Raw genomic sequence first — 12,439 nt, 5'->3', positions numbered from 1 at the left:
CGATCTGTGTGAATTCCGCCACTTGCCGGACGATAGCCGGTCACTCGGACGGAGATTGGATTGGCGCCCCGAGCCAACTTGCGTGCAATGTTGTGGGGGGCGCTGTCGAATGTGTCTGCCGAAATGCGAAGGCGCGGGGGTATTTGCTGCGCCAGAGCGACCGCCATGGCGCAACCTTGCGGCTGCGGACTGGCAATATGGCTCTTGCTTCTCATTCGGGCATCAACCTGTAGGCATTGCCGGGTCCGCAGAAAGGCGGGCCGGCGTGGCCGGAAGGCTCAGCTCCCGGTGTCAGGATTGCTAGCATCGGGGGAAAGCCTCGGCAACCTTATTGCGCGATGGCGCAAAATTCCCTTGTTCTGGGAATCAGGGTATCGTTAACGATGGCGCGGGAATGCCACATCGCCTGCAGATAGCGCTGATCTTCATCACCCCGTTGCTCCTGCTGGCGGGGCTGCTCGGCGCTGGCGCCCTGCTTGGGGTGGATGCGCCGCTGCTGGGACGCAACTACGTTGTCCGCATGATCTTGCCCGAGCCCGGAGGGGCTGTGGGGTTGCCGGAGATACTCGGACCGGAGGACGCCAGCCGGCCTTTGGTGGTGATCGATGCCGGTCATGGGGGCCATGATCCGGGGGCGAGTGCGGAAGGGCTGCAGGAGAAGGCTATCGCGCTTAACCTGGCGCTCGCGCTTCGGGACGAACTGCTGCGCGAAGGCGGCATCCGCGTGGCAATGACGCGTGACGACGATAGCTATCTGGTGCTTGAGGAGCGGGCCGAGATTGCCCGTCGGCTCAGCGCCGACCTGTTCCTCTCGATCCATGCTGATTCCGCCGGAGACAAGGCGGGGGTCACTGGCGCCAGTGTCTATACCCTTTCCGACCGTGCATCGAGCGAGGCCGCAGCACGCTTCGCCGCGCGGGAGAACAGTGCCGACATGGTCAACGGCGTCGAGCTCGCCAATCAGGATGCGGACGTAAACGCGATCCTCATCGACCTTGCACAAAGGCGCTCGCAGAAAGGGTCTGACGAATTTTCCCGGCTGATCGTTCGGGAAGGGGCGGACAACCTGAAGTTCAACCCGCAGCCGCTGCGTTCGGCCGCGTTGGTGGTGCTCAAGTCGCCAGATGTGCCTTCGGCGCTGTTCGAAGCGGGATTCGTTTCCAATCCCGAGGATGCTGGGCGCCTGGCATCTCCTGAGGGGCGGGCCCGCTTTGCCGAGGCCATGGCGCGGGCCATCCGCATCTATTTTGCCCGTGAGGCGGGTGCGTAGACGCGCACAAGCCATCGCATCGTTCTGGCGCCCGACAGAATCCGCATGCTAAGGGGCCGGCCAATGGCCGAAACCGATCAGACCGCAGAGCCCTTCCACTACCGCATCCGCCGCGAAGCCGGTGGAGTGATCACGTGGTTTCGCGAGAATTGGCGCGAGAAGCGTTGGTTCCGCTTGGCCGGATATGGCCTTATCGGTCTCGCGGTGCTGTGGTTCGCGGCCTGGCTGCTGGTCGCACGCAACCTCCCCGACGCTGAAACCTTGCTCGATTACGAGCCGCCGCTGCCGTCAGTGGTGCGAGGCGTCGACGGCGAGGTGGTCCACTCGTTCGCGCGTGAGCGCCGGGTGCAGCTCCAGTACAAGGATTTTCCGGCGCAGCTGGTCAACGCCTACACCTCTGCGGAGGACGAGACCTTTTGGACCCATGGTGGCATCGACTACCCTGGCTTTGCTGGCGCCGTATTCGACTACGTCAGCAAAATGGGTAGCGGCGAGCGCGCCAAGGGCGGTTCGACGATCACCCAGCAGGTCGCCAAGAACATCCTGATCGGCAACGAGTATTCGATCACTCGCAAGCTCAAGGAGATGATTCTCGCCCGGCGCATCGAATCGGTGCTGACCAAGCGCGAGATCATGGAGCTCTATCTCAACGAGATCCCGCTAGGCCGCCGCAGCTTCGGCGTGCAAGCGGCGAGCCGGGCCTACTTCGACAAGGATGTCGGCGATCTCGATCTACATGAGATGGCCTTCCTGGCGATCCTGCCCAAGGCGCCTGAGCAGTACGGCCGAGAGAAATACCGCGAGCATGCCCTTGAGCGGCGCAACTTCGTGCTCGATGTCATGGCCGAGAACGGCCACATCACCGCGGCCCAAGCGGCTGCAGCCAAGGCTCAGCCGCTCGGGCTCATTCGCCAGCGACCTGAAGCGAAGTCGGCCGACGCCGGTTATTTCCTTGAGGAAGTGCGGCGCCAGCTGATCGAGAAGTACGGTGAGAAGGCCGAGGACGGGCCGCACAGTGTCTATGCTGGCGGGCTCTGGGTGCGCACTTCGCTCGATACCGAGATGCAGGGGGCGGCAAGCGACGCCTTGCGCAAGGGCCTGATGCGTTTTGGCGGTGGTCGTGCATGGCACGGTCCGGTCGCCACGCTCGATCCGGGTGACGGCGATTTGACCGAGCAGCTCGCCAGCAGCAACCTCGGCATCAATTACCAGAATTGGCGCGTCGGTGTGGTGACCGCTCCGGGGCGGATTGGCTTCGCCAACGGAGAGGAAGCTCCGTTGATTGGGTCACCCGACGCGATCAAAGTAGGCGACGTGACGGCGGTCTCCCCAAGCGGCAACGCCTGGGCCGTGAGGACCGTGCCGGAGGTGTCGGGCGGTTTCCTCGCCCAGGACCCCAACACGGGCCGGATCATGGCCATGCAAGGCGGGTTCGATTTCCGTCTGAGCGATTTCAACCGTTCCACCCAAGCCCAGCGGCAGCCTGGCTCGACGATCAAGCCGTTCGTTTATGCGACTGGCCTCGATAACGGCATGACTCCGGCAACGATGATTCCGGACCAGACTTATTGCTATTACCAGGGCGCAAACCTGGGCGAGAAGTGCTTCCGCAACTTCGGTGGCGAAGGCGGTGGCGAGCATACGATGCGCTGGGGCCTCGAACAGTCCCGCAACCTGATGACCGTCCATATCGCGATGGATGCCGGGATGGAAAACGTCACCCGCACCTTCGAACGCGTGGGTATCGGCAAGTATGGCAACTATCCCTCGTTCGCGCTGGGCGCGGGCGAGACGACTGTCGAGAAGATGGTCAATGCCTACTCCGCGCTGGTCAATCATGGGCTGCAACACAGCTCTTCGGTGATCGACTACGTGCAGGACCGGAACGGCAAGGTCATCTGGCGTGCCGACGAGCGCGACTGTACCGGGTGCAATATGGCGAAGTGGGACGGCAAGGCCATGCCACGCATTCGCGAGCAGGGCCGCCAGGTCCTCGACGCGCGTACCGCCTATCAGGTCGTGCACATGCTTGAAGGTGTGGTCCAACGCGGCACCGCGACCGTGCTGCGCGATTTGAACATGCCTCTGTTCGGTAAAACCGGCACCACCAGCGGCCCGACGGACGTGTGGTTCGTCGGAGGGTCTCCGGACATCGTTGCAGGCGTCTATATCGGCTATGACAAGCCGCGCAGCCTTGGCGGTTGGGCGCAGGGTGGCCGCGTGGCAGCGCCGATCTTCAAGGATTTCGTGCAGGAAACCCGCGACAAGTGGCAGGGCCGGCCGTTCCTCGCACCAGCGGGCGTTAGGATGGTGCGCATCGACCGGCAGAGCGGCAAGCGCGTCTTCGCTGGCTGGCCGACGTCTGAAGATCCCAAGGCCTCGGTGATCTGGGAAGCTTTCAAACCCGACACTGAACCGCGCCGTTCGAGCCGCCAGGACGATGCCGATGCGCTGCGGGAGATGATCCTTGCACAGCTTCGGCGCGGCAATGGTTCGGCGCAGGGCGGCGGCGATGATCGCGGCCGGTCGCAGAACCAGGAGCAGAGCGATTTCGTCGAGGACAGCGGCGGGCTCTATTGACCCGCCCGTGGACTTTGTCCGCGCGGTAATATTCGGTTGCTTCGGCATGCCCTTAGGGGCAGCATGCGCGATTGAGAGAGCCGATGGACTCAGTCCGGTAGAGGAAGCCAATTAAGCCATGACCAAGCGACCTATGCTTTTCGCCGCCGTTGCCGCTGCGATGCTCGCTGCGGCCCCCGCATCTGCGACCTTGCAGGAAGGCGCACACGTGCCCTCGTTGATCACCCAAGGGGCGCTCAACGGGAAGGCCTTCTCGTTCAACTTGCAGCAGGAACTGCGCAAGGGACCGGTGGTGCTCTACTTCTTCCCGAAGGCCTTCACCCCGGGTTGCAGCCAGGAAGCGCAGGCCTTCGCCGCCGCGATCGGCGACTTCAAGGCGGCCGGCGCGCAAGTGTTCGGCATGTCGGGAGACTCCGTGGAGGATCTGGCCAAGTTCTCGGAGAAGGAATGCGCTGGGGCGTTCCCCGTTGCGCGTGCCACTCCGTCGAGCATTCAGGCGTTCGACGTGGCGTTGACCATGAACGGCCAGAAGAACGACAATCTGACCAGCCGCACGTCCTATGTGATCGCGCCTGATGGCAAGATCGTCATGGTCCATTCGGACATGGATTGGCGCGAACACGTCAGCTCGACGCTCGCCGCGGTCCGGGCGCTGAAGGGCTAATTCCCGCGGTCAGACTGGTTTTGCCAGGCGGAACCTAGGCGTCTCCGGGTCGCTTCCGGGGAGCGGGACGCATCGCGCCCTTTCCCTGAGCGCCCGCCTCGGCTAGGCGGGCCGCTTTCTGATGGAGACCAACTGAAATGCGTGCCGAAGGGCAGGCCCATATCGACCGGATCGAAGCGGCTTTGGCGCTCGTTCGGCGCTCGCTCGACTGGGATCGTGCAGTTCGCCGCCTCGACGAACTCAACGCCCGGGTCGAGGACCCGACGCTGTGGGACAACCCCAAGCGGGCCGAAGAAGTCATGCGCGAACGCCGCCGACTCGACGCGTCGATTGGAACGGTAAACGAAATCACGTCGGAGATGGCCGACGCCGTCGAGTTCGTAGAACTCGGCGAAATGGAAGGCGACGAAGCCGTGGTGGCCGAAGGGCTCGCCTCGTTGAAGCGCCTTGCCGAGCGGGCCGATGCCGACAAGGTCCAGGCCTTGCTCGCGGGCGAGGCAGACAGCAACGACACCTATATCGAAATTCACGCCGGCGCAGGCGGCACCGAGAGCCAGGACTGGGCCGAGATGCTGCTGCGCATGTACAGCCGCTGGGCCGAACGCAAAGGCTACAAGGTCGAAGTGGTCGAATACGGTGCTGGCGAGCAGGCCGGGATCAAGTCCGCCACGCTGCAGATCAAGGGCGAGAACGCCTACGGCTATGCCAAGACCGAAAGCGGCGTGCATCGCCTGGTCCGCATCAGCCCCTACGACAGCTCGGCGCGGCGGCACACATCGTTTAGCTCGGTCTGGGTCTATCCGGTGATCGATGACGACATCGAGATCGAGATCAACGATAGCGACCTGCGGATCGACACCTATCGCTCCAGCGGCGCGGGCGGTCAGCACATCAACACCACCGACAGCGCGGTGCGCATCACCCACATTCCCACCGGGATCGTGGTCGCCAGCCAGAACGACCGCAGCCAGCACAAGAACCGCGCTACCGCGATGAACATGCTGAAGGCGCGTATGTACGAGGCTGAACTGGCCAAGCGCGAGGCGGATGCCCTGGGTCAATACCAGGCCAAGACCGAGATCGGTTGGGGTCACCAGATCCGCAGCTATGTGCTTCAGCCGTACCAGATGGTGAAGGACCTGCGCACCGGCGTGACCTCGACGGCCCCTGGCGACGTGCTCGACGGTGAGATCGACGATTTCATCGCTGCCGCGCTGGCTCAGCGGGTCACTGGCGAGGCTGTCGAAGTGGAGGACGTCGACTGACGCCACACGGGATGGGTATCGCATTCGCCCGACTGGCCTTGGCCACCTTGTTGCTCGTTGGCGGTACCGCCTGCGACCGCACAGCCGACGATAGCGACCGGCCGGAGACCTCGCGTGAGTTCCCGCGTGCCTATCGCCCGGTATCCGAGGCGGGCAAGGCGACGATCACTACCGAAGAGGCGCGCGACAACCGGAACGAGGCCGTCACGGTAATGGACCTGGCGAATATTGAGCCAGGCATGACCGTGGCGGATATTGGCGCTGGCGACGGCTACTACACTGTTCGCCTCGCAGAACGAGTTGGGCCCGATGGGCGCGTGTTGGCGCAAGATATCGACCGCGACGCGCTCGCCCGGCTTGGCCGGCGCGTGGAAGACGAGCGGCTCGACAATGTTTCGATCAAGCTCGGGGCTCCTGACGATCCGAGGCTGCCGCCCAACAGCTTTGATCGCATCTTCCTGGTGGACATGTACCACGAGGTGGAGGAGCCATACGCATTCTTATGGCGCTTGCGCCCGGCTCTGGCCGAGGGCGGACAAGTGATCGTGGTTGACGTCGGCAGGCCATCTGCCCAGCACGGCGTAACCCCGGAATTGTTATTCTGCGAATTCCAGCAAGTTGGGTTCCGATTGGTGGAATTTGTTCGCAAGCCGGAGCTTGCCGGCTATTATGCGCGATTTGAAGCCGTGGGCCCGCGGCCGGAACCGGGCGAAATTCAGCCTTGCAAGGGGCAAGGCATCAACGGGGAAGCATCGTCCTGACGGACGACGGTAGGATTTGACAATGAGTTTTAAGGGTTTGAGACCCATTATGTACGCCGGCCGGGAAGTCTGGCCGCTGATTGAAGGCGGCAAGGGCGTTTCCGCGACCAACCATATGAGCTCCGGCGCCTGGGCGGCCGCGGGCGGAATCGGCACGGTGAGCGCGGTTAACGCCGACAGCTACGACGCCGAAGGCCGGATCATCCCGCAGATCTACGATCAGCTGACCCGTACCGAACGGCACGACCAGCTTATCCGCTACGCGATCGACGGTGCCGTGGAGCAGGTGCGTCGCGCCTACGACGTCGCCGGCGGCAAGGGCGCGATCAACATCAACGTGCTGTGGGAAATGGGCGGTGCCCAGCAAGTGCTGGAAGGCGTTCTCGAACGGACCAAAGGTCTCGTCGCCGGTGTCACGTGCGGCGCGGGCATGCCTTACAAGCTGTCCGAGATCGCGGCGCGCTACAACGTCAACTACCTGCCGATCATTAGCTCGGCTCGTGCGTTCCGCGCCTTGTGGAAGCGCGCCTACCACAAGGTCCACGAACTGATGGGCGCAGTGGTCTACGAAGATCCGTGGCTCGCCGGAGGGCACAATGGTCTCTCCAACGCCGAAGATCCGCTGAAGCCCGAAGATCCGTTTCCGCGTGTGAAGGCTGTGCGCGACACGATGCGGGCGGAAGGTATCTCCGATGACGTGCCGATCATCATGGCTGGTGGCGTCTGGTACCTGCGCGAATGGGAGCACTGGATCGGCAATCCGGAACTCGGTCAGATCGCGTTCCAGTACGGCACCCGTCCGCTGCTGACCGAAGAGAGCCCGATCCCGCAGGGTTGGAAGGACCGTCTGCGGACACTCGACGAAGGCGACGTGCTGCTGCACCGCTTCTCGCCGACCGGCTTTTACAGCTCGGCCGTGCGCAACCCGTTCCTGCGTTCGCTCGAGGCGCGTAGTGCCCGGCAGATACCTTACTCCCGTGTCCAGGCCGGTGAGCACACCGTGCAGCTCGACGCCGGGGTCAAGGGCAAGAACTTCTGGGTGGCCCCCCAGGATCTAACCCACGCTCGCGAATGGGTTGCCCAGGGTTACACCGAAGCGCTCAAGACGCCCGATGATACCGTCGTCTTCGTCACGCCGGCGGAACGCGCCGTTATCCGCGAGGACCAGGCTGCCTGCATGGGTTGCCTCTCGCACTGCGGCTTCTCGTCCTGGAAAGACCACGACGACTACACCACCGGCCGCCTTGCCGATCCGCGCAGCTTCTGCATCCAGAAGACCCTGCAGGACATCGCGCATGGCGGAGACACCGAGCAGAACCTGATGTTTGCTGGCCACGCCGCATTCCGGTTCAAGCAGGACCCATTCTACTCGAACAACTTCACCCCCACGGTGAAGCAATTGGTGGATCGTATCCTGACCGGGGATTGAGTGATCTGGGGAAGGGCGGCCAGCCGGGGGCTATTAAGGATAGTCCCTGGTTGAAGGCCGCCCCCCGTCCCTGTTAGGGAGGCTCGATGCGTCCCTTCGCCGTCTCGGCTATCCCTCTCCTGCTTACCTTGATTGCCGTCCCCGCGTCCGCGCAGGATCGGGAGGTGCCCTATTGGGCCACGCTGCGATCCGAGGAAGTGAACATGCGGGTGGGGCCGAGCGAGGCCTTTCCGATCGAGTGGGTCTATCAACGCGAAGGCCTGCCCGTAAAAGTGATCCGCCTCAGGGAAGGGTGGCGTCTGGTCGAAGATCCGGACGGCGCTCAGGGATGGATCGTCGCGCGGCTACTTAACCCCAAGCGAGGTGCCATCGTGATCGGCGACGGGCTGGCGGACATTCGCGCCAGTGCCGAGGCCGACGCCAAGCTGCTGTGGAAGGTCGAACCGGGCAACGTCGGCTCATTGGGCGATTGCGATTCGGGTTGGTGCCGGATCGACATCGCTGGCCACAAGGGCTGGATCCGCGAGGATCGCCTGTGGGGCGACGGCGAGCCCTGACACTCGCCTGGCGCTTAGCTTAGCTTCCGCACCGTCACCGGATCACCTTCATCGGGGGTGGCGACAAATGTGCCGTCAGCCGCTGTTTCGCCCAGGACGTAACAGCGAGTTGCCGTGTCGCCCTCGTCAGGATCGAAGCAGGTCTTGCCGTCGACTTCGGCCCAGTTTCCCTCCTCAGTTTGACCGGAGAAGCGATCCACGTAGCGGCCGTCTTCCGTCAGGGTTGAGGTCCCCTTGGTCCCGTCGGCTAGCGTCACCTGGTAAGTTCCAACCGTAGAAGTCTCGGACGGCGGGATATCCGCGGTGATGGCTTCAGGTTCGTTGGATTCGTCCGCGGCTTTATCGCAAGCGGTCAAAGTCCCCGCGAGGAGGGCGACGAGAACAAGTCTCTTCACGGTTCGGCCTTTCCCAAGGATGCGATCCAGGGCGTGCCTAGCACGCGATCGGGAAGGCGGGAAACGGGCGGTCACTATCCGAGATCAGGTGACCTTACGTACCTCCACCGTCAGGCCGTCGGCCATTACGCCGGTGAACAGGCCTTCGTGGTCCGGGTGACTGAACCTGTAGCAGCGCTTCTCAGCGCCACCGTCGGGAATCAGGCAACCGAGTTCGCCTTCCTGCGCCCATTTGCCTTTTTCGACTGCGCCGCCAGTGACGGCATTCGAGAAAGTGCCGTCGGCTGCTAGGGTGTTGATGCCGGATACGCCATCCGAACGCGTGTACGAGTAAGTTCCTGCCTCGAGCTGATATGGCCCGTTCGGTACCACCACCACCGCGGCCGCTTCTGCAGCTTCACGCTCCGCCGCAGTCTCGCTTCTGGAGCAAGCAACCAAGGCAGCCAGCACGCAGATCAGTGCGATCTTCTTCATGGCTTGCCTCCTTCTTGGAGAGCGGCGCTCTTATCACAAATCCGCCCACAAAAAGAGCGTTTTCGTTACTTTGCTGCGAAGTTGGCGGGAATAGAACGCAAACGATCCCGCGGCGCGCCTCGGCGCCAACGGGATCGAGCAGTACTTATGACCGGGATATTGTTCGAAGATCAGCCGACCTTGCGGACTTCGACGGTAACGCCTTCAGCGGTTGTTCCAGTGAACTTGCCGTCGGCATCGGGTTGCGTGAAAGTATAGCAACGCTTGGTCGCGCCTTCACCATCGGGAGTCAGGCAGCTGAGGCCGCCTTCCTGGGCCCACTTGCCGGTCTCCACGTCGCCAGTCGAGCGGGCATTGGAGAATGTGCCGTCTGCGTTGACCGTGTTGATGCCGGATAACCCATCAGACCGTTTGTAGTCATAGACACCCGGCTGCAGTGCAAAGGCCGCGGCCGTCGTGGTGGCCGCTGCGGCTGCCGCAGTCTCGGTGGCTTCGGGTTCAGCGGGAGTATTGGATTGCGAGCAAGCGGCTAGGGCAGCGAGCACGCTAACGAGCACGAGCTTTTTCATGGCATCCCTCCTGTTTTGGGAGGGAGCCACAATTAACATGCTTTAAGTTCCGGATGGAACGATTTCGTATCCCGTTGAAGCGAGGCGCTAAACCAGCTCCACCGCCACCGCAGTGCCTTCGCCGCCGCCGATGCACAGGCTGGCCACGCCCCGCTTGAGGCCCTTCTGCTTGAGGGCGTTGAGGAGGGTAACGATGATCCGAGTCCCGCTGGCGCCGATCGGGTGGCCCAGAGCAGTGGCGCCGCCGTGGATGTTGATCTTCTCATGCGGGATGCCGATGTCGCGCATGGCGAACATGGCGACGCAAGCAAACGCCTCGTTCACCTCCCACAGGTCCACGTCGTCGACCGACCAACCGGCCTGGTCGAGCACTTTGCGGATCGCACCGACCGGGGCGGTGGTGAAGTCCTTCGGCTCTTGCGCATGCGCGCCCATGGCAACGATGCGGGCGACAGGGGTCTTGCCTTGCGCTTTCGCCTGACTTTCGCGGGTGATGACGACGGCGGCGGCGCCATCGGAGATCGAGCTCGACGTGGCAGCGGTGATCGTGCCGTCCTTGGCGAAGGCAGCGCGAAGCTCCGGGATCTTGGCCGGGTTGCCCTTGCCGGGCTGCTCATCGGTGTCGACAGTCACGTCGCCCTTACGGGTCTTGACGGTAACGGGGACGACCTCGTCGGCAAAGGCGCCGTTCTGGATCGCGCTGTTTGCCCGGGCGAGCGACTCGATGGCGTAGTTGTCCATGTCTTGGCGGGTGAGCTGGTACTCATCGGCCGTGCATTGGGCGAAGGAGCCCATCGCCTTGCCGGCCTCGTAGGCGTCTTCCAGTCCGTCGAGCGCCATGTGGTCGTAAATCGTGTCGTGGCCGAAGCGGGCACCGGAGCGGTGCTTCTTGAGCAGGTAGGGGGCGTTGGTCATGCTCTCCATGCCACCCGCGACGACGAGGTCGACGGTGCCGGAGGCGAGCGCTTCGGCGCCCATGATGACAGTCTGCATGCCGCTTCCGCAGACTTTGTTGACCGTGGTGGCTTCGACGGACTTGGGCAATCCGGCCTTGAGCGCGGCCTGGCGGGCAGGGGCCTGACCGAGCCCAGCGGGAAGAACGCAGCCCATGTAGATCCGGTCGATGTCGTCGCCGTTTACTCCGGCCCGCTCGACGGCCGCCTTGACCGCCGTGGCCCCGAGGTCGGTCGCCTGCACATCGGCGAACACGCCTTGCATCCCGCCCATCGGCGTGCGCGCATAGGAGAGAATAACGATCGGATCGGAATCATTGAATGAGGGCATGGATGGGGCCTTCTGCTGATGATGCCTCGATAGGTAGTGACGCCCTCCGGCCATGGCAATCAGGGGCTTCGCTTAGAGCGACATGAAGGCCGCAAATGACGTCAACACGTCTGCTAGTGCGAGGCATTCGCAACCAAAGAAATTCCTTGGTTTTTCGAACGAGTGAGAAGCGTCGAGAGCGAACGAATTTTGGCGGAGTCCGGGCCTTGCAGTATCATGGGGCTAGGCCTAGAGGCCCAACCGAATTCCGCCCTTCGATTCATCTTCAGAGGCGTTTGTGGTCGACCTCGAACAATATCTGCCGATCCTGATCTTCCTGCTCATCGCAGGAGGCTTGTCGGCCGCTTTCGTGTTTCTCCCGATGGGGGTCGCGCGCCTGACAGGTGCGCATAATCCCTCGGCAGAAAAGCTCAGCGAATACGAGTGCGGCTTCCCCGCGTTCGAAGATCCGCGCAGCCAGTTCGACGTCAGGTTCTACCTGATCGCGATCCTGTTCATCGTGTTCGACCTCGAAGCCGCGTTCCTGTTTCCCTGGGCGGTCAGCCTCGATCTCACCGGATGGCCGGGCTGGATCACCATGATGGTGTTCCTGTTCGAACTCGCGGTGGGCCTTGCTTATGCGTGGAAGAAGGGAGCCCTGGAATGGGAGTGAACCAGCCCGTGCCAGCGGCGCAGCCCGGCGAGATCCGCACACCGGATGCAGATTTCTTCCAGTCGCTGCATTCCGAGGTCAACGACAAGGGTTTCCTCGTCACCTCGACCGAGGAGCTGTTCCAGTGGGCCCGTACCGGCTCGCTGTGGTGGATGACCTTCGGCCTCGCCTGCTGCGCGGTCGAGATGATCCACGTCAACATGCCGCGCTATGACATGGAGCGCTTCGGAGTCGCCCCGCGCGCCTCTCCGCGCCAGTCGGACGTGATGATCGTGGCGGGCACGCTGTGCAACAAGATGGCTCCGGCGCTGCGCAAGGTCTACGACCAGATGTCGGACCCCAAGTACGTCATTTCCATGGGCAGCTGCGCCAATGGCGGCGGCTATTACCACTACAGCTACAGCGTCGTGCGCGGCTGCGACCGGATCGTGCCGGTGGACATCTACGTCCCCGGTTGCCCGCCGACTGCCGAGGCGTTGCTCTATGGCGTGATGCAATTGCAGCGGAAGATCCGCCGCGAAGGAACGATCGAACGGTAA

General features: G+C 63.1%; 13 protein-coding genes. 9 read left to right on the top strand and 4 right to left on the bottom strand.

The window, feature by feature from the left end; genetic code table 11:
- The first annotated feature begins 394 nt into the window (after nucleotides 1-394).
- The 7 genes from ASD76_RS05445 to ASD76_RS05415 all read left to right on the top strand — a co-directional run bounded on the left by ASD76_RS05445 (nucleotide 395) and on the right by ASD76_RS05415 (nucleotide 8,526).
- Nucleotides 395-1,270 carry an N-acetylmuramoyl-L-alanine amidase family protein gene (locus ASD76_RS05445; RefSeq protein ID WP_055919568.1) on the top strand — a complete coding sequence of 292 codons (876 nt, stop codon included), beginning with the start codon at nucleotides 395-397 and terminating at the stop codon, nucleotides 1,268-1,270.
- Nucleotides 1,271-1,333: 63 nt separating this feature from the next.
- Entirely contained in the window at nucleotides 1,334-3,850 is a 2,517-nt protein-coding gene (locus ASD76_RS05440) for a penicillin-binding protein 1A (RefSeq protein WP_055919565.1), read from the top strand.
- Nucleotides 3,851-3,968: 118 nt separating this feature from the next.
- Nucleotides 3,969-4,514, top strand: a complete 546-nt coding sequence (locus tag ASD76_RS05435) for a peroxiredoxin (RefSeq protein ID WP_055919562.1) — start codon at nucleotides 3,969-3,971, stop codon at nucleotides 4,512-4,514.
- Between the two features lie 137 nt (nucleotides 4,515-4,651).
- Nucleotides 4,652-5,779: a peptide chain release factor 2 gene (gene prfB, locus ASD76_RS05430; protein WP_055919559.1), complete on the top strand. Its 1,128-nt coding sequence runs from the start codon at nucleotides 4,652-4,654 to the stop codon at nucleotides 5,777-5,779.
- A gap of 11 nt (nucleotides 5,780-5,790) precedes the next feature.
- Nucleotides 5,791-6,540 (top strand): class I SAM-dependent methyltransferase, encoded by a 750-nt coding sequence (locus tag ASD76_RS05425; RefSeq protein ID WP_055919556.1) that lies wholly within the window; start codon nucleotides 5,791-5,793, stop codon nucleotides 6,538-6,540.
- A 22-nt stretch (nucleotides 6,541-6,562) separates the two neighbouring features.
- Nucleotides 6,563-7,969, top strand: a complete 1,407-nt coding sequence (locus tag ASD76_RS05420; protein WP_055919554.1) for an NAD(P)H-dependent flavin oxidoreductase — start codon at nucleotides 6,563-6,565, stop codon at nucleotides 7,967-7,969.
- Between the two features lie 86 nt (nucleotides 7,970-8,055).
- The gene (locus tag ASD76_RS05415; protein WP_055919551.1) at nucleotides 8,056-8,526 is read left to right on the top strand and encodes an SH3 domain-containing protein; all 471 of its coding nucleotides are present in this window, start codon (nucleotides 8,056-8,058) and stop codon (nucleotides 8,524-8,526) included.
- Between the two features lie 14 nt (nucleotides 8,527-8,540).
- Here the strand turns inward: ASD76_RS05415 and ASD76_RS05410 are convergent, their stop codons facing one another.
- The 4 genes from ASD76_RS05410 to ASD76_RS05395 form a co-directional block, all read right to left on the bottom strand.
- Nucleotides 8,541-8,921: a hypothetical protein gene (locus ASD76_RS05410; RefSeq protein WP_156457547.1), complete on the bottom strand. Its 381-nt coding sequence runs from the start codon at nucleotides 8,919-8,921 to the stop codon at nucleotides 8,541-8,543.
- Nucleotides 8,922-9,005: 84 nt separating this feature from the next.
- Nucleotides 9,006-9,395 (bottom strand): hypothetical protein, encoded by a 390-nt coding sequence (locus tag ASD76_RS05405; protein WP_055919546.1) that lies wholly within the window; start codon nucleotides 9,393-9,395, stop codon nucleotides 9,006-9,008.
- A 170-nt stretch (nucleotides 9,396-9,565) separates the two neighbouring features.
- The gene (locus ASD76_RS05400) at nucleotides 9,566-9,964 is read right to left on the bottom strand and encodes a hypothetical protein (RefSeq protein ID WP_055919543.1); all 399 of its coding nucleotides are present in this window, start codon (nucleotides 9,962-9,964) and stop codon (nucleotides 9,566-9,568) included.
- A gap of 87 nt (nucleotides 9,965-10,051) precedes the next feature.
- Nucleotides 10,052-11,248, bottom strand: a complete 1,197-nt coding sequence (locus ASD76_RS05395) for a thiolase family protein (RefSeq protein WP_055919540.1) — start codon at nucleotides 11,246-11,248, stop codon at nucleotides 10,052-10,054.
- 277 nt (nucleotides 11,249-11,525) lie between these two features.
- On the opposite strand from ASD76_RS05395, the gene ndhC reads away from it, so the two are divergent.
- Entirely contained in the window at nucleotides 11,526-11,900 is a 375-nt protein-coding gene (gene ndhC, locus ASD76_RS05390) for an NADH-quinone oxidoreductase subunit A (protein ID WP_055919539.1), read from the top strand.
- The gene (locus ASD76_RS05385; protein ID WP_055919536.1) at nucleotides 11,891-12,439 is read left to right on the top strand and encodes a NuoB/complex I 20 kDa subunit family protein; all 549 of its coding nucleotides are present in this window, start codon (nucleotides 11,891-11,893) and stop codon (nucleotides 12,437-12,439) included. Before ndhC ends, ASD76_RS05385 begins: the two co-directional genes overlap by 10 nt.

The sequence above is a fragment of the Altererythrobacter sp. Root672 genome (assembly GCF_001427865.1).
In the GTDB taxonomy this organism is placed as follows: Bacteria; Pseudomonadota; Alphaproteobacteria; order Sphingomonadales; family Sphingomonadaceae; genus Croceibacterium_A.
The sequence above is the reverse complement of the archived record's forward strand: the minus strand, read 5'-3'. Positions and strand labels throughout refer to the sequence as shown.

Coding starts and splice junctions, on each gene's coding strand:
- ASD76_RS05445 (WP_055919568.1), top strand. CDS start 395: ATGCCACATCGCCTGCAGATAGCGCTGATCTTCATCACCCCGTTGCTC.
- ASD76_RS05440 (WP_055919565.1), top strand. CDS start 1,334: ATGGCCGAAACCGATCAGACCGCAGAGCCCTTCCACTACCGCATCCGC.
- ASD76_RS05435 (WP_055919562.1), top strand. CDS start 3,969: ATGACCAAGCGACCTATGCTTTTCGCCGCCGTTGCCGCTGCGATGCTC.
- prfB (WP_055919559.1), top strand. CDS start 4,652: ATGCGTGCCGAAGGGCAGGCCCATATCGACCGGATCGAAGCGGCTTTG.
- ASD76_RS05425 (WP_055919556.1), top strand. CDS start 5,791: ATGGGTATCGCATTCGCCCGACTGGCCTTGGCCACCTTGTTGCTCGTT.
- ASD76_RS05420 (WP_055919554.1), top strand. CDS start 6,563: ATGAGTTTTAAGGGTTTGAGACCCATTATGTACGCCGGCCGGGAAGTC.
- ASD76_RS05415 (WP_055919551.1), top strand. CDS start 8,056: ATGCGTCCCTTCGCCGTCTCGGCTATCCCTCTCCTGCTTACCTTGATT.
- ASD76_RS05405 (WP_055919546.1), bottom strand. CDS start 9,395: ATGAAGAAGATCGCACTGATCTGCGTGCTGGCTGCCTTGGTTGCTTGC.
- ASD76_RS05400 (WP_055919543.1), bottom strand. CDS start 9,964: ATGAAAAAGCTCGTGCTCGTTAGCGTGCTCGCTGCCCTAGCCGCTTGC.
- ASD76_RS05395 (WP_055919540.1), bottom strand. CDS start 11,248: ATGCCCTCATTCAATGATTCCGATCCGATCGTTATTCTCTCCTATGCG.
- ASD76_RS05385 (WP_055919536.1), top strand. CDS start 11,891: ATGGGAGTGAACCAGCCCGTGCCAGCGGCGCAGCCCGGCGAGATCCGC.